The following is a 22,759-nucleotide window of genomic DNA, read 5'->3' on the forward strand; positions in this document are numbered from 1 at the left end:
GTGCGCTCAGGCGAGCAGTTCGACCTCCGACACGACCGCCTCGTCGTCGAGCACCAGACGGTACTTCCGGTACGTACCCGGAGACCTCACGGTGAACGCCCGTGTCTGCCGGTCCCATGCGAAGGACTCCCCGGACCGGCGGTCGAGGGTCTTCCACACCGTCCCGTCGTTCGAGCCCTGGAGGGTCCAGCCGGTCGGTGCCCTCGTGTGGTCCCCGGCCGACGTCACCGTGTACTGGGCGCCCTTGACCTTCCCGGACACCGGAAGGTCGACCGAGGTGACGGTCGCGTCGGTGGCGGAGGTGTCGTCGAACAACGCCCCGTCACCGTCGAGTACGTCAGCCCGCGGCGTGGGCACCTTGTCGTCCTGGGTGATCGACACCGGAGCCGCGTTCTTCCCGGAGCCCCACTTCGACGGCCGCGGGCCCATGTCGAAGTCCAGGACGGCACCCTTGGACAACACCGAGTGGGGGAGTGAAGTCGACGTCCACGCGCGGCCGTTGACCTCCAGCCCCTGCACGTACACGTTCCGTGCGCTGTTCTTCGGTGCCCGGACCACCAGCTCCCGTCCGTTCTCCAGATGGACCGTCGCCTTCGTGAACAGCGGTGAGCCGACCGCGTATTCGCCGCTGCCCATCACCAGCGGGTAGAAGCCCAGCGCCGAGAACAGATACCAGGCGGACTGCTCGCCGTTGTCCTCGTCACCGTGATAGCCCTGCCCGATCTCGCTGCCCACGTACAGCCGCGACAGCACCTCACGGACGTTCTTCTGCGTCTTCCAGGGCTGACCTGCCGCGTCGTACATGTAGGTGACGTGGTGGGCGACCTGGTTGGAGTGCCCGTACATGCCCATCCGGACGTCCCGCGCCTCCGTCATCTCGTGGATGACACCGCCGTAGGAGCCGACGAACTCGGGTGAGGCCGTCTCGGGCGTAGCGAAGTACTCGTCGAGCTTGTCCGCGAGGCCCTTGCGGCCGCCGTAGAGGTTGGCGAGACCCCGGCTGTCCTGCGGGGCGGTGAAGGCGTAACCCCAGCCGTTGGTCTCGGTGTAGTCGTAACCCCACACCCGCGGGTCGTAACTCGCCGAGTCCACGCGCCAGTTGCCCGCCCTGTCCTTGCCCTGGAAGAAGCCGGCCCCCGGGTCGAAGAGGTTCACGTAATCCCGGGCCCGGTTGAGGAAGTACTCCGACTCCTCCTTGTACCGCTTGACGCCTGTCCTCGCGTACAGCGCCTGTCCCATCCGGGCGATGCCGTAGTCGTTGAGGTAGCCCTCCAGGGCCCAGGACAGACCCTCGTGGGTGTCGCTGCCGGTGTAGCCGAGGAAGGGCGAGGTCTCCATGCCCTTGCGGCCCACACCCGAGGAGGGAGGCACGACGGTCGCGTTCTTGAGAGCCGCTTCGTACGCCGACCCGGCGTCGAAGTCGACACCCTTGACGTACGCGTCCGCGAAGGCCACGTCCGAGGAGGTGCCGGTCATCAGGTCCGCGTACCCGGGGGAGGACCAACGGGAGGTCCAGCCGCCGTCCTTGTACTGCTGGACGAACCCGTCGACCATCTCACCCGCCTGAGTGGGCGTCAGGAGCGAGTACGCCGGCCAGGTCGTCCGATAGGTGTCCCAGAAACCGTTGTTGACGTACACCTTGCCGTCCACGATCTTCGCCCCGGTGTGCGTCGGGGTGTCGGGAGAGGGCATCGGGGAGAACGGGGACGCGTACTGGTACTTCGAACCCACCTTCTCGAAGCCCGAGTTGGGGTACAGGTACAGCCGGTACATGCTGGAGTACAGGGTGGTCAGCTGGTCCTCGGTCGCGCCCTCGACCTCGACCTTGCCGAGCAGCCGGTCCCACTGCCGCTGCGCCCGGTCCCGGACCGTCTCGAAGGACGTTCCGTCGGGGATCTCCTGGCGCAGGTTGTCCTTGGCCTGGTCGAGGCTGATGAGCGAGGTCGCCAGACGCAGGGTGACGTCACCGCCCTTGAACCGCATGTACCCCTTGACCCCGCTCGACGCGCCGTCCGTCACGGGCCGGTCGAAGACCCCGTACAGGAAGAGCCGTGTCGCCCCGGTCGACAGACCGGACTTGACGTCGGAGTACCCGCTGACGACGCCCGCCGTCGTGTCCAGGGTCAGCCCCGCCTGGTCCGTCACGTTGTCGAAGAGCACGCTCGTGTCGTCGCCCGGGTAGGTGAAGCGCAGCGCCGCCGCGTGGTCGGTCGGCGCCATCTCCGCCTTGATCCCGTTCTCGAACCGGACACCGTAGTAGTACGGCCGCGCGGTCTCGTTCTCGTGCCGGAAGGCCAGCTCCCGCGCCTCACGGCCGGTGTCCGGGGTGCCGGTGGCGGCCGACGGCATCACCTGGAAGGTCTGCCGGTCGCCCATCCACGGGCTCGGCTCGTGGCTCGCGCTGAACGCCTGGATCGTCGGCAGGTTGTCGGCGTTGTTGGCGCGGGCGTAGTCGTAGAGCCAGCTCAGCGAGGACGCGTTGGTCACCGGCGTCCAGAAGTTGAAGCCGTGCGGCACCGCGGTCGCCGGGAAGTCGTTGCCGCGCGAGAAGCCGCCGCTGGACTGGGTGCCCCGGGTGGTGAGCGCGTAGTCGGACAGATGCGCCTTCGGCTTCTCCGGCGCGGCCCGCTCGATCGTCACGTCGTCCAGCCAGCCCCGGAACTTCGCCGGCCCGACGGGGGAGTCGTACGCGAGGAGGATCCGGTCGACGGTCTTCCCGGCCGCGACCGACCCGATCCGCGAGACCACGTTGTTCCACTGGTTGACGTAGAGCACCTTGGCGGCGCCCTGTTCCTGCGGCGAGAGCCCGAATCCGTGCTGGTCGCGCGCCCCGAGGCCGCTCAGGAAGGTTCCGTCGGTGAAGGCGAGGTCCACCGACACGTTCGTCGCGTCGTAGTCCCGGTCGCCGTCGGCCATCGACGGGAAGATCCGGTACGACAGCCGGGTGCGCGCGCCGACCGCCACGTCCACGTCGAAGACCTTGTTGTACGAGTAGGCCCGCCCGTCCACCGTGTGCCGACCGGCGTAGCGCAGAGCCCTCTTTCCGGTGAATCCGGCGCCCGCCTTCGCGGTGGGCGACCCGCTCGGGCCCCGGTCGACCAGCGAGAGCATGTCCTGCGGCACCGGCCCGCCGCCACCGCCCGTGGAGAACTGCACGTCGGCGAGCTGGAGGAGGCCGGAGGCGCCGTTGTTCCGCGTGATGTCCAGCCGGAAGTGCCGGTACTCGGCGACGGCGTCCTGGGGGATGTCGTACGACTTCGTCTGGAACCGTTCGGCGAAGGTCTCACCCGAACGGGTGTCGAGGGTCTTCCAGTCCTTGCCGTCCGTCGAGCCCTCGAGCGTCCAGTCCCGGGGGTCGCGCTCGGCGAAGTCGTTGGCCGAGGTCAGCGCGTAGGTGAGCGCCTTGACCGGTTTGTCCAGGTCGAACTCGGCCCAGCCGGTGGACTCGAAGACCAGCCACTTGGTGCCGGGTTCGCCGTCGACGAGGTTCTCCTTGACCTCGCCGCCGCCGGTGTTCTCGGCGCTCGCCCGGACGTCCGTGACGTGGTCGGTGACATTGCCGGGGATGCCGGTGCTGTAGCCGCCGTCGACGCCGGAGGCCCGGCCGCCGTCGACGCTGTTGATCCAGTCGGGGGCCGGGTCACCCGCCTCGAAGGAGGACGCGAATCCCCCGTCGGCCCGAGGGGTCACCTCGGGCAGGGCGACCGCCGCTCCCTGCGAGGCCACCGTCACGCAAAAGGCGGCCGTGATCACGACCGCCGTACTCCTTCTGAGCCGAGTTCTGTACCGATCCATCGGCGAGTACCCTCCCTGCACGAGGACGGACAACGTTGTCAGCAGTTTCGTGCAAGGATCAGTAGTGGCCCAAGTGGACAGTGATGTCAAGGGGGTTGGCTGCGGCATTCGGGGCCTATGTCGCGGATTTTTCCGGCAAGCCTCGCACAGGGCGCTCATATTTCCGTGAGGTCTCAACTCGGAAAAGACCCATGGCCAACCTTGCATTCGATCTTGCTCCGCCGACCGGAAGTGGACTATACCTGTCGGCAATTCACACCTGTTGCACGAACCTCCACACGAACCTCCTGCACGAACCTGCTTGACCTGACCGCGGTGCCGGGAGGATCCGGTTCACCGCCTGAGTCCTGGAGAAGGCGAGGACTTGAGCATGGGATCCACTACCGCCGAGAACGACACGAACGGCTCCGCAGGTGTAGGCCGCCGAGACCTGATCAAACGGTCGGCCGCGCTCGGACTGATCTCCGTCCCGACGATGAGCTTCCTCTCCGCCTGCGCCAGCAGCGGCGGCGACGACAGCGGCGACAAGGCCAAGGCGGGCAAGAAGACCGCCAAGAACCCGCTGGCCGTCAACGACACGGCGCAGATGGAGTTCGTCCTGTTCGACGGTGGTTTCGGCAAGGAGTACGCCGAGGACGCCGTGAAGATCTACGAGAAGAACTTCCCCAAGGCCAAGGTGAAGTTCTCCGCCACCCAGAAGATCCAGTCCACGCTCCAGCCCCGCTTCAACCAGGGCACCCCGCCCGACCTCATCGACAACTCGGGCGCCGAGCAGATGGACATGGGCGTCCTGGTCGGCAAGAGCCAGCTCGCCGACCTCACCCCGCTCCTGGACGCCCCGTCCTACGACGACCCGAACAAGAAGGTCCGCGACACCCTGCGCCCCGGGATCGTCGAGATGGGCCAGTTCGACGGCGACCCGGTGTGGATCATGTACTACGCGTACACGGTCTACGGCGTCTGGTACTCGCAGAAGGCCCTGGACTCGCTCGACGAGCAGTACCCGGAGACCTGGGACCAGATGCTCGCGGTGTGCGCGAAGGCCAAGAAGAAGGGCATGGCGGGCTGGACGTACGCGGGCAAGTACCCGTACTACCTCCCCTTCTCGCTGTACCCGATGATCGGCAAGGTCGGCGGTGTCGAGGTCCTGGACGCCATCGACAACCTGGAGCCGAACGCCTGGAAGAACCCGGCGGTCAAGGCGTGTTTCGAGGCCTACTACGAGCTCTACAAGAAGGGCTACGTCCTCAAGGGCACCCCGGGCCTCGACCACATCCAGTCCCAGACCGCCTGGGCCCAGGGCAAGGCGCTGTTCATCCCGAACGGCTCCTGGGTGGAGAACGAGTCGGCGAACGTCATCCCCGCCGACTTCAACCTCGCCGTCTCCGCGCCCACCGGCATCGACTCCTCCGACAAGATGCCCTTCGGCACCATCTGGGCCTCCGGCGGTGAGCCCTTCATCGTCCCGGCCAAGGCGAAGAACACCGCGGGCGGCATGGAGCAGCTGCGCATCATGCTCAGCGAGGCGTCCTCGAAGAACTTCACGTCCAAGGTGAAGTCGCTGACCGCCTACAACGGCGGCACCGACGGAATCACCCTCACCCCGGGCCTCAAGTCCGGTGTGGCGGCGCTGAAGCTGGCCGGCGACAACGTGGTGAACCCGCGTCTGCAGGACTGGTACGTCCAGCTCCAGAAGGAGCAGATCGGGGTGGCGGGTCTCGGCGAGATGATGGCCGGCCGGCTCACTCCGGCGGAGGCCATCAAGAAGATCCAGGGCTACGCCGACGCGGCCGCGAAGGACTCGTCGATCAAGCACTACAAGCACCAGTAACAGCGACGGAGCAGCGATGCAGCACGGCAAGTACCGGTTCATCGTGGGGTTTCTGGCGCTGCCCCTGGGACTGTACGCGCTATTCGTGGTATGGCCGTTCATCCAGTCCATCTACTACTCGTTCACGGACTGGACCGGCCTGAGCCCCGAATTCAAGATGGTCGGCCTGGACAACTACCGGAGGATGCTGGACGACGAGATCTTCTGGAAGTCCTTGCAGCACAGCTTGATCTTCGCGCTCGTGCTGCCGCTGGTGACGATCAGCCTGGCGCTGTTCTTCTCCTTCATGATCAATGTCGGCGGACGGAAGAAAAGGGGAGGCCCGGTCGTCACCGGCGTCCGGGGCTCCTCCTTCTACAAGATCGTGTATTTCTTCCCGCAGGTCCTCTCGATCGCGATCGTCGCCCTGCTCTTCGCCTTCGCGTACAACCCGGACAGCGGGTCGATCAACTCGGTCCTGCGGGGCATCGGGCTCGACAGCGTCCAGCCACTGTGGCTGGGCGACCCGAGCCTCGCCCTGTGGGCCGTGATGGCGGTGCTGGTGTGGTCCACGGTCGGCTTCTTCGTGGTCCTGTTCAGCGCCGGTATGGCCTCCATCCCGACGGACCTGTACGAGGCCGCGCTGCTCGACGGGGCGGGCCGGGCCAGCACGTTCTTCCGGATCACCCTGCCGCTGCTGTGGGACACCGTGCAGTCCGGCTGGGTCTACATGGGCATCCTGGCCCTCGGTGCCGAGTCGTTCGCGGTCGTACAGATCATGACGACCGGGCCCGGCGGTCCCGACTACTCGACCACCGTCATGGTCCTGTACGTGTACCAGAAGGCGTTCCGTGACGGACAGGCCGCCTACGCCACCACCATCGGCGTCGCCCTGCTCGTCGTCACGCTGGCGTTCGCCGCCCTGGTGATGCGGCTGGGCCGGCGCGAGCGGCTGGAGTTCTGATCCGATGAAGACGACCGAAACCCCCGCCCCCGTACCGGCCGAGTCCGGTCTCCCCGTGTCCAAGGCCGACGGCCCGGCCGACCCGCCCCGCAGGGCGAAGAAGGACGGCAACGTTCTCAACGTCTTCTCGCACGGCGTCCTGATCCTCTGGGCGATCATGGTCGTGATGCCGCTGCTGTGGGCGGTGATGACGTCCTTCAAGGACGACAGCGCCATCTTCAACTCGCCCTGGGCGCTGCCGGACAAGCTGCACTTCGACAACTGGGCGCGCGCCTGGACCGACGCCAACATGAGCGACTACTTCCTGAACACCATTCTGGTGGTGGCGGGTTCACTCATCGGCACCCTGGTCCTCGGCTCCATGGCGGCCTACGTGCTGGCCCGGTTCGACTTCCCGGGCAACCGTTTCATCTACTACCTGTTCATCGGCGGCATGAGCTTCCCGATCATGCTGGCCCTGGTCCCGCTGTTCTACGTCGTGAACAACATGGGCCTGCTGAACACGATCCACGGGCTGATCCTGGTCTACATCGCCTACTCGCTGCCGTTCACGGTCTTCTTCCTGACCGCGTTCTTCCGCACCCTGCCGAGCTCGGTGGCGGAGGCGGCCTTCGTCGACGGGGCCTCGCACTCCAGGACGTTTTTCCAGATCATGCTGCCGATGGCCAAGCCGGGCCTGATCAGCGTGGGGATCTTCAACTTCCTGGGCCAGTGGAACCAGTACATGCTGCCCACGGTGCTCAACACCGACCCGGACAAGCGGGTGCTGACCCAGGGGCTGGTGCAACTCGCGGCCAGCCAGGGCTACAAGGGCGACTGGTCGGGCCTGTTCGCGGGCCTGGTGATGGCGATGCTCCCGGTCCTCGCCGCGTACATCGTCTTCCAGCGGCAGGTGGTGGCCGGGCTCACGGCGGGCGCCCTGAAGTAGACCCGGGGCCGCCCGCACGGGCGCTGCCTCTTCAAGATCCAGATCTTGAACGGGCGGCGCCCCTCAGTCATGGGCAAGAACGCGGATACTGTTCAACCTCTTGACGGGAGGCGACCCTAACGGCTCAGCTTAGAGTTCACTAGTTGGACATAGACGGGGCCTCATCGATGCGGTCCCGCGCGCGGGAGGTCGTCGTGGAGACTCCGGGGTCGCAGTCGTCGCTGCACCGAGCCAACCTGGAGCGGGTCGTACGGGCCGTCCGGCTGGCCGGGTCGCTCACGCAGGCGGAGATCGCCCGGACCACGGGACTGTCGGCCGCGACCGTCTCCAACATCGTCCGCGAGCTCAAGGACGGCGGAACCGTCGAGGTCACACCCACCTCCGCGGGGGGCCGGCGGGCCCGGGCGGTGTCCCTGAGCGGTGACGCCGGCATCGTCATAGGGGTGGACTTCGGGCACACCCATCTGCGCGTCGCGATCGGGAACCTCGCCCATCAGGTGCTGGCCGAGGAGTCCGAGCCGCTGGACGTGGACGCCTCCTCCACGCAGGGCTTCGACCGGGCGGAACAGCTGGTCAACCGGCTGATCGAGGCGACCGGCGTGGACCGCTCGAAGATCGCCGGGGTGGGCCTCGGGGTCCCCGGCCCGATCGATCTGGAATCCGGTTCCCTCGGCTCCTCGGCGATCCTGCCGGGCTGGATCGGCACCAAGCCCGCGGAGGAGCTCGGGGGGCGCCTCGGCGTGCCCGTGCACGTGGACAACGACGCCAACCTCGGCGCCCTCGGTGAGCTGGTCTGGGGCAGCGGCCGGGGGGTCAGGGACCTGGCGTACATCAAGGTCGCGAGCGGCGTGGGCGCCGGACTGGTGATCAGCGGCCAGATCTACCGTGGCCCGGGTGGCACAGCGGGAGAAATCGGGCATATTACTCTTGATGAGTCCGGCCCCGTCTGCCGTTGCGGCAACCGCGGCTGCCTGGAGACCTTCGCGGCCGCGCGCTATGTGCTCCCGCTGCTCCAGTCCAGTCACGGCACCGACCTGACCATGGAAGGCGTAGTACGACTCGCGCGGGACGGAGACCCTGGTTGCCGTCGGGTGATCGCCGACGTCGGCCGACACATCGGCAGTGGAGTCGCCAATCTCTGCAACTTGCTGAACCCGAGCCGAGTCGTCCTGGGCGGTGATCTCGCCGAGGCCGGTGAGCTGGTGCTCGGGCCGATCAGGGAGTCGGTCGGCCGCTACGCGATCCCCAGTGCGGCACGCCAACTGAGCGTGCTTCCCGGGGCACTTGGCGGGCGCGCGGAGGTGCTCGGAGCACTCGCCCTCGCACTCAGCGAGATGGGTGATTCGACCCTTTTGGACAGCACGCTGCATGCAGCGACACCTGCCTTCACTTAGAGAACGCAGGACGCCGTTGCCATCTCGTTAAGTATTTACTTCTTGACGTCGCACGTGTGGCCGAGTTGACTTCCAGCCACCTCGGCCGCAACGACGCGGCCTCGTCAGGGAGGTTTCTCAAGTGAACACGCTCATGCGTCGTGTGGCCGTATCCGTCGTCGTCAGTGCGCTCGCCGTCACGGCGGCCGCCTGTGGCAAGGCCGGTGACAAGAAGGACGACAGCGGGAGCAGCAGCGACTCCGGCAAGAAGTCGATCGGCCTGCTGCTGCCCGACAGCGTCACCACCCGGTACGCCAAGTTCGACAAGCCGTACTTCGACGCGAAGGTCAAGGAGCTCTGCTCCGACTGCACCCTCGAGTACGCCAACGCGGCGGGCAGCGCGGCCACCCAGGCCCAGCAGGTCTCCAGCATGATCACCAAGGGCGTCAAGGTCATCGCGATCAGCGCCGTGGACTCCGCCGCGATCAAGTCCTCCATCCAGGCCGCGGTCGACAAGGGCATCAAGGTCGTCGCCTACGACCGTCTCGCCCAGGGTCCGGTCTCCGCGTACATCTCCTTCGACAACGAGAAGGTCGGCGAGCTCCAGGGCCAGTCCCTGCTCGACGCGCTGGGCTCCAAGGCCACCCCGAAGTCCAAGGTCGTCATGATCAACGGTCTGGCCACCGACCCGAACGCCGCGCTGTTCAAGAAGGGCGCGCACAAGATCCTCGACGGCAAGGTCGACATCGCCTACGAGCAGGCCGGCGACTGGGACGACAAGGTCGCCGCGCAGAAGATGTCCGCGGCCATCACCCAGCTGGGCGCCAAGAAGATCGCGGGCGTCTACTCCGCCAACGACGGCATGGCCGGCGGTATCGCCACCGTCCTCAAGGGCGCCGGGATCAGCACGGTCCCGCTGACCGGTCAGGACGCGGAGCTCAGCAGCATCCAGCGGATCCTCGCGGGCACCCAGGCGAGCACCATCTACAAGGCGTACAAGCCGGAGGCCGACGGCGCCGCCGAGCTGGCCGTCGACCTGCTGGAGGGCAAGAGCATCGACTCGCTGGCCTCCACGTCGATGACCAGCGGTTCCGGTGACAAGGTGCCCTCGAACCTGCTGACCCCGGTCACGCTGACCAAGGACAACATCGAGAGCACCGTCATCAAGGACAAGCTCTACACGGTCGCCGACATCTGCACCGCGGACTTCGCCGCCGCGTGCAAGAAGGCCGGCCTGCAGTAGGCAGTCGGCCTGCAGTAGGCAGCCGCCCGGTGGGCCGGTCCGAGCCGTTACAACCCCGGTCGGCCCCCTGGCAACAGACCCTGTCCGGCGCCCCTCCCACCACCAGACCCCGCTGTGGGGCGGGCGCCGGGCAGAAGTACGGCGACAGCGACCGTTGCCAAGTGGCGCCCGCCGTGCGCATGTTCATCCTGTAAATCTGTGCCTCGCGCACAACTCTCCGCGGCTCACCCCAAGCGCGGCATCCCCGCCGGTCAGGCGGCGAAGGAGATGGTTCACGTGTCCGCTACGCCCGTGCTGGCGTTGCGCGGAGTCTCCAAGCGGTTCGGTGCGGTTCAGGCCCTCACCGACGTTGAGCTGGAGGTCCATGCCGGAGAAGTGGTCGCCCTGGTCGGCGACAACGGCGCAGGAAAGTCCACCCTGGTCAAGACGATCGCCGGAGTGCACCCCATCGATGAGGGAGTCATCGAGTGGGAGGGCAACCCGGTCAGCATCAACAAGCCGCACGACGCCCAGGGACTCGGCGTCGCGACCGTCTACCAGGACCTCGCGCTCTGCGACAACCTCGACGTCGTCGGCAACCTCTACCTCGGCCGCGAGCTGCTGCGCCGGGGCGTCATCGACGAGGTGACGATGGAGAAGAACTCCCGCGAGCTGCTGTCCACGCTCTCCATCCGCATCCCGAGCGTCCGCATCCCGATCGCGAGTCTGTCCGGCGGTCAGCGCCAGGTCGTCGCCATCGCGCGCGCCCTGATCGGCGACCCCAAGGTCGTCATCCTGGACGAGCCCACCGCGGCCCTCGGCGTCGAGCAGACCGCCCAGGTCCTCGACCTCGTCGAGCGCCTGCGTGAACGCAACCTCGGCGTCATCCTCATCAGCCACAACATGGCCGACGTCAAGGCGGTCGCCGACACGGTCGCCGTGCTGCGTCTGGGCAAGAACAACGGCGCCTTCTCGGTGAAGGACACCAGTCAGGAAGAGATCATCTCCGCCATCACCGGTGCCACGGACAACGCCGTGACCCGCCGTGCGGGGCGTCGCAGCACGGAGGCCGCGAAGTGAGCGACACGTCGAAGGCAGAGAAGACGGACGGCATGGTCGAGTCACAGACCACCGTGGCCCCCGCAGACGACCCCACGGCCGCCGCCGTACCGGTTGTCGACCCCCGCCTGCTGGTCCGCGAAGAGGGCCTCAAGGGCTACTGGACCGAGTTCAAGCGCCGGGTCAAGGGCGGTGAGATCGGCTCCCTGCCGGTCGTCGTCGGCCTGATCATCATCTGGACCATCTTCCAGGTGAAGAACGACCGGTTCCTGAGCGCCGAGAACCTGTCCAACATCAGCTTCTACCTGTCGGCCACCGGCATGATCGCCATCGGTCTGGTGTTCGTGCTGCTGCTCGGCGAGATCGACCTGTCCGTCGCCTCGGTCAGCGGACTCGCGTCGACGCTGTTCGCCGTGTTCGTGGTCAACCACGGGGTGAACGTCTGGCTCGCCCTGCTGCTGACCATCGCGATCGGCGTCGGCATCGGTTCCCTGCACGGCTGGTTCTTCGCCAGGATCGGCGTACCGGCCTTCGTGGTGACCCTCGCCGGCTTCCTCGGCTGGAACGGCCTGATGCTGTGGCTGCTCGGCTCGACCGGCACCATCAACATCCCGGACAACGGCCCGGTGCACCTGCTCGGCCAGCGTTCCTTCTTCATGGACCAGGCCATCATCGGCGCCTACCTCCTGGCCGCCCTCGGTGTCGCCTCCCTGCTCGTCGGATCGCTCATCGAGCAGCGCCGCCGCAAGGCCGCGGGAGTGCCCCACAAGACCACCGCCGAGATCGCCCTGCGGGTCGGCGCCCTGGCGGTCGCCGCCTTCGTCGCGGCGTACGTGCTGAACTCGTCGTCCGGTGTCTCCAACGCGCTGGTGATCTTCCTCGCCTGCCTGGTGATCGTGGACTTCGTGCTGCGCCGTACGACGTTCGGCCGCAAGGTGTTCGCGGTCGGTGGCGGGATCGAGGCGGCCCGGCGTGCGGGTATCAACGTGCCGATGATCCGGATCGCGGTCTTCGCGATCGCCGGTGGCTTCGCCGCGATCGGCGGCATGTTCTTCGCCGGCCAGACGCAGAGCGCCTCGCTGACGTCCGGCGGCGGCAACACGCTGATGCTGGCGATCGCCGCCGCGGTCATCGGCGGCACGTCGCTCTTCGGCGGACGCGGCACCGTGTGGTCGGCGCTGCTGGGCATGCTGGTCATCCAGTCGATCCAGACCGGTCTGGACCTGCTCAACATGAACACGTCGATCCAGTACATGATCACCGGCGGCGTGCTGCTCGGCGCGGTCGTGATCGACTCCGTCTCGCGCAAGAGCCAGAAGGCCGCGGGGCGTGGATGACGTCGTAGCGCAGTAGCCGTAGGGCGGCCGCGCGTGCCCGGCACCTCACAGGTGCCGGGCATCGTCATGTCGTAGGAACATCTGCTCCTGGGTACAGCCGATCAGGTGACATACGACCCACTGGGCGGGCGTCGTCCGTCCAGGCGGAACATTAGACTCGACACGCCCGGCAAAGCTCGATCAGCTCTAATGCAAGGAGGCACGGGTGCCGCTGCTGACCCGTATCAGGGGACCGCGTGATCTGGACCGGCTCAGCCTTGAGGAGCTGGACCAGCTGGCGGAGGAGATCAGGAGCTTCCTCGTCGGCGCGGTCTCCAAGACCGGCGGCCACCTCGGCCCCAACCTCGGTGTGGTCGAGCTGACCATCGCGCTGCACCGGGTGTTCGACTCGCCCAAGGACCGGGTGCTCTTCGACACAGGGCACCAGTCCTATGTGCACAAGCTGCTCACCGGGCGCCACGACTTCTCGAAGCTGCGCACCAAGGGCGGTCTGTCCGGCTACCCCTCGCGCGCCGAGTCCGAGCACGACGTCATCGAGAACAGCCACGCCTCGACCGTTCTCGGCTGGGCCGACGGGCTCGCGAAGGCCAACCAGGTGCTCAAACGGGACGACCACGTCGTCGCCGTGATCGGTGACGGCGCCCTCACCGGCGGCATGGCCTGGGAGGCGCTGAACAACATCGCCGACGCCAAGGACCGGCCGCTGGTCATCGTCGTCAACGACAACGAGCGGTCGTACTCGCCGACCATCGGCGGCCTCGCCAACCACCTCGCCACCCTGCGCACCACCGACGGCTACGAGCGCTTCCTGGCCCGCGGCAAGGACCTCCTCGAGCGCACCCCGGTGGTCGGCCGCCCCCTGTACGAGACCCTGCACGGGGCCAAGAAGGGCCTCAAGGACTTCATCGCGCCCCAGGGCATGTTCGAGGACCTCGGCCTGAAGTACGTCGGCCCCATCGACGGCCACGACATCGAGGCGCTGGAGTCGGCACTGGCCCGCGCCAAGCGGTTCGGCGGCCCGGTCATCGTGCACTGCCTCACCGAGAAGGGCCGCGGCTACAAGCCCGCCGAGCAGGACGAGGCCGACCGCTTCCACGGCATCGGCCCCATCCACCCCGACACCGGCCTGCCGATCAAGGCCTCCGCCGCCAGCTGGACCTCCGTCTTCGGCGATGAGATGGTCAAGCTGGGCCGGGAGCGCGAGGACATCGTCGCGATCACCGCCGCCATGCTCCAGCCGGTCGGCCTGAAGAAGTTCGCCGACACCTTCCCGGACCGCATCTACGACGTGGGCATCGCCGAGCAGCACGCGGCCGTCTCCGCGGCCGGCCTCGCGACCGGCGGGCTGCACCCCGTCTTCGCCGTCTACGCCACCTTCCTCAACCGCGCCTTCGACCAGGTCCTCATGGACGTCGCCCTGCACAAGTGCGGGGTCACCTTCGTGCTCGACCGGGCCGGCGTCACCGGCGACGACGGGGCCTCGCACAACGGCATGTGGGACATGTCGATGCTCCAGGTGATCCCGACGCTCCGGCTCGCCGCCCCGCGCGACGCCGAACAGCTGCGCGCCCAGCTGCGCGAGGCCGTCCAGGTCGACGACGCGCCGACCGTGCTGCGCTACTCCAAGGGCGTCGTCGGCCCCGCCGTACCCGCCGTGGGCACCGTCGGCGGCATGGACGTCCTGCGCGAGCCGGGGACGGACACGCCCGACGTGCTCCTCGTCTCCGTCGGCGCCCTGGCGCCCATGTGCCTGGAGATCGCCGGGCTCCTCGACAAGCAGGGCATCTCCACCACCGTCGTCGACCCGCGCTGGGTCAAGCCGGTGGACGAGGCCATGGCCCCGCTCGCCGAGCGGCACCGCGTGGTCGTCACCGTCGAGGACAACTCCCGCGTCGGCGGAGTCGGTTCGGCGATCGCGCAGGCCCTGCGCGACGCGGGCGTCGACATTCCGCTGCGCGACTTCGGCATCCCGCCGCGCTTCCTCGACCACGCCTCCCGCGCCGAGATCATGGCGGAGATCGGGCTCACCGCACCCGACATCGCCCGCCAGGTCACCGGCCTGGTCTCCAAGCTGGACGGCCGGTACGACACGGCCCCGGCGGAGGCCGAGCCGGCCCGCGACTAGACACACCCGGATGGGCCGGTCACACCACTCCTGACAGTGGTGTGGCCGGCCCGTTCGCGTGAATCCGCCCGCGCCGGGGCATACGACCTAAGCCCCCTCTCGATCATGTCGAGGACGACACTGCGTGGGAGGTACCCGTGAGCAGCACCCTCTTCCGGACGAAGAAGGTCGAACAGTCCATCCGCGACACCGAGGAGCCGGAACACGCGCTCAAGAAATCCTTGTCCGCGCTGGATCTGACCGTCTTCGGCGTCGGCGTCATCATCGGCACCGGCATCTTCGTCCTGACCGGCACCGTCGCCAAGAACAACGCCGGCCCGGCGGTCGCCCTGGCCTTCGTCGTCGCCGGCGTGGTCTGCGCGCTCGCCGCGCTCTGCTACGCCGAGTTCGCCTCCACCGTCCCGGTGGCGGGCTCGGCGTACACCTTCTCGTACGCCTCCCTCGGTGAACTGCCCGCCTGGATCATCGGCTGGGACCTGGTCCTGGAGTTCGCGCTCGGCACCGCGGTCGTCGCGGTCGGCTGGTCCGGCTACATCGCCTCGCTGCTCGACAACGCGGGCTGGCATCTGCCGGATGCGCTCAGCGGCCGGGACGGGGCCGACGGCTTCGGCTTCGACATCCTCGCCGCCCTGCTCGTCCTGGTGCTCACCGGCATCCTCGTACTCGGCACGAAGCTGTCCGCGCGGGTCACCTCGATCGTCGTCGCCGTCAAGGTGACGGTCGTCCTCGTCGTGATCATCGCGGGCGCGTTCTTCGTCAAGAGCGGCAACTACGACCCGTTCATCCCCAAGTCCCAGCCGGTGGACGCGGGCGGAGACCTCCAAGCCCCGCTCATCCAGCTGATGTTCGGCTGGGCCCCGTCCAACTTCGGCGTGATGGGCGTCTTCACGGCCGCCTCGGTCGTCTTCTTCGCCTTCATCGGCTTCGACGTCGTCGCCACGGCCGCCGAGGAGACCAGGAACCCGCAGCGCGACATGCCGCGCGGCATCCTCGGCTCGCTCCTCATCTGCACGACCCTCTACGTCGCCGTGTCGATCGTCGTGACCGGCATGCAGAAGTACACCGACCTGTCCATCACGGCCCCGCTCGCCGACGCCTTCAAGGCCACCGGGCACCCCTGGTTCGCGGGCTTCATCAGCTTCGGCGCCGCGGTCGGTCTGACGACGGTCTGCATGATCCTGCTCCTCGGCCAGACCCGGGTCTTCTTCGCGATGAGCCGCGACGGTCTGCTGCCCACCTTCTTCTCCCACGTCCACCCGAAGTTCCGGACCCCGCACCGCCCGACCATCCTGCTCGGCGTGATCATCGCGATCGTCGCGGGCTTCACACCCCTGAGCGAGCTCGCCGAACTGGTCAACATCGGCACCCTGTTCGCGTTCGTGGTCGTCGCGATCGGCGTCACCATCCTCCGCCGCACCCGCCCCGACCTGCCCCGTGCCTTCCGCACCCCCTGGGTCCCGGTCGTCCCGATCCTGTCGGTGCTGGCCTCCCTCTGGCTGATGCTCAACCTGCCGACCGAGACCTGGCTGCGGTTCGGGATCTGGATGGTCCTCGGCTTCGTCGTCTACTTCCTCTACGGCCGCTCGCACAGCCGCCTCGGTCGGCAGGAGGAGACGAGGGCGGCCGGGACGAAGTGAGGACGACCGCCGGAGATCCGAAGTAGCCGCTCGCCCTTGCTGCTCTGCTCCGCCGGACCGGGGGCAGAGCAGCGAGCTCATCACCCTGTGCACATCTGACCGACAATATGCGGAAGCTGGCTCGTAACCTGCCTTTGCCGCTCTTGTCACTGACCGGAAGCGGCCCCGATGATGGACAAAGCAGTGACGGTGTGCCACATCTCGACCGCTTGACGCGAAGGAGATCGTGATGACGAATGACGGAGAGGCTTCCGGGGCGCTTGTCGACGAGATACCGGCAGAGCACCCTGAACCACCGCAGGTCACCATGCACATCCCCGACTGCGAGAGGATCCCGCTGGACCGGCTCGGAAACATCAACGAGCCGACCCTGACCAGGCTGCTCTCGACCACCGCGCGGCAGCCGAGCCCCGGCTTCAACTCCAGTATCTGACCGCACTGACGTCCCGGTTCTCACTCACGGCAACCACGTCGCCCTATGGATTCACCTCGGGCCGACGCAAGGCCTGACGTGACATCAAGTACTGCTCTACCGTGAGAACATGGGGCCCTTCAGTGCGGTTTCTACCCCTTCCGAGGGCATGGGGCGACTGGCGGGAGAGGTGCGGATGACTCCGGGGACCGTGCGCGGCGCTCGCTCACAGACGTGGATGCTCCGCCGCCCGGCGGAGCATCGGCGGCCCGTCACGGAGGCCGACCGTGTCTGAGGTCCTCGACCACAGCCGGCCGCGCCGCAGCGTCCAGCAGCCCTACGGCTTCCTCAGCTACGGCCGCACCCCGAACGTGCCGGACCGCGACCGTCCGCCGGACGAGCGACTGGTGCGTTTCCACGCCAAGCTGACCGATGACCTGATGGAGCTCACCGACCTGGACGCCATGGTTCCCGCGGTCTACCTGGACAAGCGCATACCGGTCGGTTCCGAGTGGGAAGGCGAGCTGAAGGAGCGCCTCGCGCGCTGCCAGGTCCTCGTACCGGTCCTGTCCCGACGGCTGTTCACCAGTCCGTGGTGCCGCCTGGAGTGGGATTGTTTCCAGCGGCGTCAGGAACTGCAGCGCAAACGGGGGACATTCACCCGCCAAGCCGTTGTCCCGGTCCTGTGGAATGCCCTGCGCGCCGAGGAGATTCCGCGGCCCTACGCCGATCTGCAGTACACCCACGAGGACTTCGGCGCCGACTACGCGAGTGTGGGGTTGCTGGGCCTGGCGACCCAGGGACGGCACACGACCTTCAACAAGGTGATCTACCAACTGGCCCTGAAAATCGTTGAGGTGGCCGTCAGCGCGCGCCTGGAGCCCTGTGATCCCAGCGACTTCGACGACCTCTTCGTCGGCCTGAACGGCTCTGCGGGGGAGGAGCACCGATGAACAGGACACGTCGGATCTTCGTCAGTTACGCCTCGGCCCTGCCGCCGGGCAGCGACCTGGACGAAGGACGCCCGGCGGCAGACAAGAACGTGAAGGAGTTCTATACCGACCTCATGGCCGCGGTCGCGTCCATGAGCGGTTCCTTCGTCGCTCGTCTCGATGCCGCCGGCCATGGCGGACCGGACGCGGCACGAGCCCTCCACCGCTGCCATGTGTTCGTGCCCCTGATCACCCGCCGCTACTTCACCGACGTCCGATGCGGCCGGCAGTGGTACGCCTTCGCCAACCGCTCCCACCGGGGCGTCCTCGCGCCGGTGCTGTGGACGCCGGTTCCGACCACCGCGTACCCGATCCCCCTCGACCTGGATCTGCCCGTGCCCGGCCTGCGGACGCAGCCGGTGCGGGTGGAGAACTCCGCGGCCGAGCGCTATGCGCAAGGTGGCCTGTACGGGCTGCGGCAGTACTCCGATCACCCGGAGTACTACGACCAGTGCATACGACGGATCGCCCAGTTCGTCGTCGAGGCAGCGAACCAGGCCCCCGATCCCGTTCCCGGCAGTGCCGAGTTCACCGAGCTGGACGACATACCGGACGCGTTCGCGGCGTCGTTCTCGCACCCGCTGGGCATCGTGGTGCTCGCCCCGGACATCCACCACCTGCCGCCCGGCAGAAGGGACACCAAGTACGGTCCCGAGCCGCGCGACTGGCAGCCCTTCAGCGACGGCTACGGCATTTCGTTGGCTGAACGCACCGCCGAACTCGCCCGCAACATCGGCTTCGCCCCTCAGATCCGCACCTACGACGAAATCGAATCCGTCTTCCTCGGGCAGCGCGAGGCAGCCCAACCCTGGGTGCTCATCCTCGACCCGTGGATCCTGCACGACCGCACGGTCTCGGCACGGCTGCGGGCCTTCGACAGCCGGGACCTGCCCTGGGTGACGGTGATGACTCCGCTGGCGGACGACGCGCAGACCCGCGGCGCGCGCGAGCAGATCGACGCCCTGCTGCGCGAAGCCCTGCCCCGGCGACTGAGCGGCGGACGGGCCATCCAGCGGGCCGCGGTGGCCGGGATCGACAACTCGGAGGCCTTCACCTCCCGTTTCATGGAGCTCGCCGACAGCGCGGCCCATCAGTACCTCAACCGAATTCCGCTTCGATCCTCTGCCGCAGGCCAGGACAACGCCCGTGGTGACCAGGAGGCCCAACCGTGACCGGCGTGCTCCCCCGCCCCGACGGCGGCAAGATCGTGACGTTCTACAGTTACAAGGGCGGCACCGGGCGCACCATGGCCCTGGCCAACGTGGCCTGGATCCTGGCCTCGCGGAGCAAGCGGGTCCTGGTGGTCGACTGGGACCTGGAGGCGCCGGGACTGGACCGCTTCCTGAGTCCGTTCCTGGGAACCGACGCGCTGCGCGGACGCCCTGGCGTACTCAACCTCATCAGTGACTACATGCTGAGGGTCGACTCCCTGGGCGACGTCGAGCTCGACAACCACTGGATCAGCGACCAGGCCGACATTGCCGGGGCGGTCTCCCCGCTGGCGTGGGACTTCCCCGACGACGGCCGGCTGGACTACATCTCGGCCGGCCGCCAGGACCGCAACTACTCCTCCATCTTCTCCCAGTTCAACTGGAACCTCTTCTACGCCAAGCAGTACGGCGGCCAGTTCCTGGACGCCCTGTGCGCCAAGTTCCGGCGTGGCTACGACTACATCCTCATCGACAGCCGCACAGGTCTCAGCGACATCTCCGACATCTGCACCTTGCACTTCCCCGATGTGCTGGTGAACTGCTTCACCCACAACGACCAGAGCATCGAGGGCGCGGCCGCGGTCGCCCGGCGTGTCGAGGACACCTACGGCGAGCGGCGCATCCGGATCCTGCCGGTGCCGATGCGGGTGGTGGACGCCGAGGCGGACCGTCTGGACGCCGCGCGGGCGAAGGTGCGGCTCACCTTCGACCAACTGCTGGGACGCACCCGGTACGTCGATCCACGCAGCTACTGGGGCAATGTCGAGGTGCCGTACAAGCCCACGTACGCCTACGAGGAGATGCTCGCGACCTTCCGTGACGAGCCGGGTACCCACGCCTCCCTGCTCGCCGCCTGCGAACGGCTGACATCGGTCATCACCGAGGGCGACGTGACCTCCCTCGTCCCGATGACGGACGAGGAACGGCAGGACTACCTCAAGACCGTCGTCCGCCGCCGGCCCCCGGACCCCACCCACGTGTTCCTGAGCCATGTGCCCGAGGACCAGGTGTGGGCCGACTGGATCAGACGGGTCCTGGGCGACGCCGGGTTCACCGTGGGCGACGCCGGTGCCGAGGACGGTTCCGCCGCCGGCATGCCGCTGCGCGAGAACACCGACAGCAAGGTACGCGGCGCCTCTCGCACGGTGGCCGTGGTGTCCGCCGCCTATCAGCGGTCCCCGCATGCCAGAGCGGTGTGGGAGGCCGTGGCCGCCTCCGATCCCATGGGCAAGAGGCGCATCCTGGTGCCGATCCAGGTGAGCGACGTACGACTGGAGCATCCGTTCTCGGACCGGATGCCGATCCATCTGGGCAGCATGACCGAGGAGAAAGCCAGGAACGCCCTGCTGCTGGCCCTCGACGCGAACGCCGTTCAGAGTGAGCACCTCGCAGACACCGCGGTCGGCGGCCCCCGCTTTCCGGGGACCGAGCCGCTCGTCTGGTCCGCCCCGATGCGCAACGCGGCCTTCACCGGCCGCACCGATCTGCTGGAGAACCTGCGCCTGAGGCTCGCGGACACCGGCACCGCAACTCTCCTGCACGGAATGGGCGGGGTCGGCAAGACCCAGCTGGCCATCGAATACGCCTACCGGCATCGCGGCAACTACGACGTCGTATGGTGGATCGACTCGCGTCACAGCGACCTCGCCATGCGCCAGTACTCCGAACTCGCCCCGCACCTGGGCGTCGAGGAACGCGACAGCATCGGAGCCACCGCGGACGCGGTGCGGGACGCGTTGCGCCGGGGCGCGAAGTACGACCGTTGGCTGCTCGTCTTCGACAACGCGACCGCGCCCGAGGCGATCGAGCGACTGCTGGTCAACAGCCCGACCGGCCATGTCCTCATCACCACGCGCAACGAGGGCTGGGCCCAGGTCGGCGAACGTATCGAGGTCGACGTCTTCTCCCGCGCCGAGAGCGTCGAGCACATCCTGTACCGGGTGTCCGCCATCAGTGCGGAGGACGCCGACCGGGTCGCGGAGGCGCTCGGAGATCTGCCGCTCGCTGTCGACCAGGCCGCCGCCTGGCTGAACGAGACCGGCCAGGACGCCACCAGGTACCTGAAGCTGCTGCGCACACAGCTGGCGACCCTGGAGGCGGACGCCGACGCCCAGACCTTTCCATTGCAGGTGGGCGCGACCTGGAACATCTCCATCCAGCAACTCAACGCCCCCGTCGCCAGACGGCTGTTGCAGCTCTGCGCGCATTTCGGCGCGGACCCCATTTCCCTCGGCCTGGTGCACGGCAAGGAAATGGGCGAGGCTCTCAGCGAACTCCAGCCGGGCGGCGACGGGTTGGCCCTGGTGAGCCGGGCGGTCCGACAACTGCATCGCTTCGCCCTGGCCAAGGTCGACCGTACGACCAGCAGCATTCAGGTGCACCGGCTCGTCCAGGCGGCCGTGCGCTCGTCGATGTCCGTCGAGGAGCGGGAAGAGGCGCTACGCGTCGTGCGTGATGTGCTCAGCGGCGCCCGGCCTGCCCAGGGCGACGTGGAACACCCGGACAACTGGTCCTTCTACAACACGATCTGGCCGCATCTGAAGGCGCCCTGGACCAAGTACTCGCTCGACGACCGGATCCGGCGGCTGATGACCGAGTGGCTGCGGTACCTGCGGGCGCGCGGCGAGTACGCCGACGCCCTGGCCCTCGCGGAAGAACTGCTGGTCATCTGGCAGAAGGAAGCCGGACCGAACGACCGCTGGACCCTGCACCTGCGCTTCGAGATGGCCAACGTGCTGCGTGCCCAGGGTTGGTACAGGAGGGCGCTCGACACGGACCAGGACGTCTACGAGCGCCAGCGCGAGGCACTGGGCGACGACGACGCCCACACCCTGATGACGGCCGGTGGCCTCACAGCGGACCTGCGAGCCGTGGGCCAGGTCGACAGGGCGCTGGAGATCGACCGGAGGACCTACGACCGGTCAGTGGATCTCTTCGGCGAGGACCACCCCAGGACCCTGTTCGCGGCGAACAACCTGGCCGTGTCCATGCGCATGGCCGGGGACTGCTTCGAGGCGCAGAACGTCGACAAGGGCAACCATGTCCTGCGTGCGCAGACCCTGGGCGCACAGCACCCGTACACCCTGTTCTCGCTGATCAACCTCGGCCGTGACCTGCGTTCCTGCGGCGCGTACGAGGCCTCGGCCGAGATTCTGCGTCGCGTCCACGAGACGGCCGTCGGTCTCGGACCGACGTCGGTGCCCGCGCTGGAGGCCGCCAAGGCCCTCGCCATCACGCTGCGCCGACTCGACAAGTTGGACGAGGCCATCAGCCTCAGTACAGGCGTGCTGGACATCTATCAACGACGGCTGCCCGACGCCTCTCCGGAGACGCTCGTCGTGCGTCTCGGTCTCGCGGGCCATCTCTCGGCGGCCGAGCACCACGAAGAGGCCTGTGCCGAGACAGCCGACCTGCTGGAGCGGTTTCGGACTGCGCTCGGAGAGGCGCACCCCAACACACTGGCATGCGCGGTCAATCACGGAATCAACCTGCTGGCGACCGGCAGGGCCGCCGAGGCGCGCGAGGTGTGTGAACAGGCCCGCGCCGCCCTGCGGACCACGCTCGGCGTGGACCACCCCTTCAGCATGAACTGCCAGATGAACCTGGCCAATGCCGAGGCCGCCCTCGGAGAGACCGAGACGGCCGAACACAACTACCGCCAGGCGTACCAGGAATTGTGCGAGCGTCTCGGTAACGGCCATCCCACGCCCCTGACCTGTCAGGGGAACCTGTCGATCCTGCTGCAGGAGACGGGCCGTCCCGAGGAGGCGGAGCGGCTGGCCCGAGAGAGCCTTCAGGCCCTCAGCGGCAAGCTCGGGGAGGACCACTCGAAGGTGGTCAGGTTGCGCGCCGGCCGACGAGTGGGGCTGGAACTCGACCCGCACCCGATCTGAG

14 protein-coding genes are annotated in these 22,759 nt (G+C 67.8%); 13 read left to right on the forward strand and 1 reads right to left on the reverse strand.

The annotated features are described in order from the left end of the window. Nucleotides 1-6: 6 nt before the first annotated feature. Complete coding sequence (locus ACFYRX_RS09615; protein WP_389097786.1) at nucleotides 7-3,795, reverse strand: GH92 family glycosyl hydrolase; 3,789 nt, start codon at nucleotides 3,793-3,795, stop codon at nucleotides 7-9. 370 nt (nucleotides 3,796-4,165) lie between these two features. Between ACFYRX_RS09615 and ngcE the strand changes: the two genes are divergently transcribed. From ngcE to fxsT, 13 genes are all read left to right on the forward strand, one after another. After that, a complete protein-coding gene (ngcE, locus tag ACFYRX_RS09620) occupies nucleotides 4,166-5,626 on the forward strand; it encodes an N-acetylglucosamine/diacetylchitobiose ABC transporter substrate-binding protein (protein WP_389097787.1) in 1,461 nt (486 codons plus the stop codon). A 16-nt stretch (nucleotides 5,627-5,642) separates the two neighbouring features. Then, entirely contained in the window at nucleotides 5,643-6,569 is a 927-nt protein-coding gene (locus tag ACFYRX_RS09625; protein ID WP_389097788.1) for a carbohydrate ABC transporter permease, read from the forward strand. A 4-nt stretch (nucleotides 6,570-6,573) separates the two neighbouring features. Next, on the forward strand, nucleotides 6,574-7,497 hold the full coding sequence (locus tag ACFYRX_RS09630; protein WP_389097789.1) for a carbohydrate ABC transporter permease: 924 nt from the start codon (nucleotides 6,574-6,576) through the stop codon (nucleotides 7,495-7,497). Nucleotides 7,498-7,691: 194 nt separating this feature from the next. Further along, nucleotides 7,692-8,891: an ROK family protein gene (locus ACFYRX_RS09635; protein WP_389097790.1), complete on the forward strand. Its 1,200-nt coding sequence runs from the start codon at nucleotides 7,692-7,694 to the stop codon at nucleotides 8,889-8,891. Between the two features lie 133 nt (nucleotides 8,892-9,024). Beyond that, a complete protein-coding gene (locus ACFYRX_RS09640; RefSeq protein WP_389098206.1) occupies nucleotides 9,025-10,113 on the forward strand; it encodes a sugar ABC transporter substrate-binding protein in 1,089 nt (362 codons plus the stop codon). A 267-nt stretch (nucleotides 10,114-10,380) separates the two neighbouring features. Further along, a complete protein-coding gene (locus ACFYRX_RS09645; protein ID WP_389098208.1) occupies nucleotides 10,381-11,172 on the forward strand; it encodes an ATP-binding cassette domain-containing protein in 792 nt (263 codons plus the stop codon). Then, nucleotides 11,169-12,488 (forward strand): sugar ABC transporter permease, encoded by a 1,320-nt coding sequence (locus ACFYRX_RS09650; RefSeq protein ID WP_389097791.1) that lies wholly within the window; start codon nucleotides 11,169-11,171, stop codon nucleotides 12,486-12,488. Before ACFYRX_RS09645 ends, ACFYRX_RS09650 begins: the two co-directional genes overlap by 4 nt. 205 nt (nucleotides 12,489-12,693) lie before the next feature. After that, complete coding sequence (dxs, locus tag ACFYRX_RS09655; protein ID WP_389097792.1) at nucleotides 12,694-14,613, forward strand: 1-deoxy-D-xylulose-5-phosphate synthase; 1,920 nt, start codon at nucleotides 12,694-12,696, stop codon at nucleotides 14,611-14,613. 137 nt (nucleotides 14,614-14,750) lie between these two features. Continuing rightward, nucleotides 14,751-16,250 (forward strand): amino acid permease, encoded by a 1,500-nt coding sequence (locus tag ACFYRX_RS09660; protein WP_389097793.1) that lies wholly within the window; start codon nucleotides 14,751-14,753, stop codon nucleotides 16,248-16,250. A 229-nt stretch (nucleotides 16,251-16,479) separates the two neighbouring features. Continuing rightward, entirely contained in the window at nucleotides 16,480-16,683 is a 204-nt protein-coding gene (locus ACFYRX_RS09665; RefSeq protein ID WP_389097794.1) for a hypothetical protein, read from the forward strand. 266 nt (nucleotides 16,684-16,949) lie between these two features. Further along, nucleotides 16,950-17,615, forward strand: coding sequence for a TIR-like protein FxsC (locus ACFYRX_RS09670; protein WP_389097795.1), 666 nt, complete (start codon nucleotides 16,950-16,952; stop codon nucleotides 17,613-17,615). Next, nucleotides 17,612-18,826 (forward strand): FxsC protein, encoded by a 1,215-nt coding sequence (fsxC, locus tag ACFYRX_RS09675; RefSeq protein ID WP_389097796.1) that lies wholly within the window; start codon nucleotides 17,612-17,614, stop codon nucleotides 18,824-18,826. Before ACFYRX_RS09670 ends, fsxC begins: the two co-directional genes overlap by 4 nt. After that, nucleotides 18,823-22,758, forward strand: a complete 3,936-nt coding sequence (gene fxsT / locus ACFYRX_RS09680; RefSeq protein ID WP_389097797.1) for an FxSxx-COOH system tetratricopeptide repeat protein — start codon at nucleotides 18,823-18,825, stop codon at nucleotides 22,756-22,758. Before fsxC ends, fxsT begins: the two co-directional genes overlap by 4 nt. Nucleotide 22,759 lies beyond the last annotated feature (1 nt).

The sequence above is a fragment of the Streptomyces sp. NPDC005374 genome (assembly GCF_042872225.1).
In the GTDB taxonomy this organism is placed as follows: domain Bacteria; phylum Actinomycetota; class Actinomycetes; order Streptomycetales; family Streptomycetaceae; genus Streptomyces.

Excerpts from the sequence above, each read along its gene's own strand:
- ACFYRX_RS09615 (WP_389097786.1), bottom strand. The coding sequence starts at position 3,795 with ATGGATCGGTACAGAACTCGGCTCAGAAGGAGTACGGCGGTCGTGATC.
- ngcE (WP_389097787.1), top strand. The coding sequence starts at position 4,166 with ATGGGATCCACTACCGCCGAGAACGACACGAACGGCTCCGCAGGTGTA.
- ACFYRX_RS09625 (WP_389097788.1), top strand. The coding sequence starts at position 5,643 with ATGCAGCACGGCAAGTACCGGTTCATCGTGGGGTTTCTGGCGCTGCCC.
- ACFYRX_RS09630 (WP_389097789.1), top strand. The coding sequence starts at position 6,574 with ATGAAGACGACCGAAACCCCCGCCCCCGTACCGGCCGAGTCCGGTCTC.
- ACFYRX_RS09640 (WP_389098206.1), top strand. The coding sequence starts at position 9,025 with ATGCGTCGTGTGGCCGTATCCGTCGTCGTCAGTGCGCTCGCCGTCACG.
- ACFYRX_RS09645 (WP_389098208.1), top strand. The coding sequence starts at position 10,381 with ATGGTTCACGTGTCCGCTACGCCCGTGCTGGCGTTGCGCGGAGTCTCC.
- ACFYRX_RS09665 (WP_389097794.1), top strand. The coding sequence starts at position 16,480 with ATGACGAATGACGGAGAGGCTTCCGGGGCGCTTGTCGACGAGATACCG.
- fsxC (WP_389097796.1), top strand. The coding sequence starts at position 17,612 with ATGAACAGGACACGTCGGATCTTCGTCAGTTACGCCTCGGCCCTGCCG.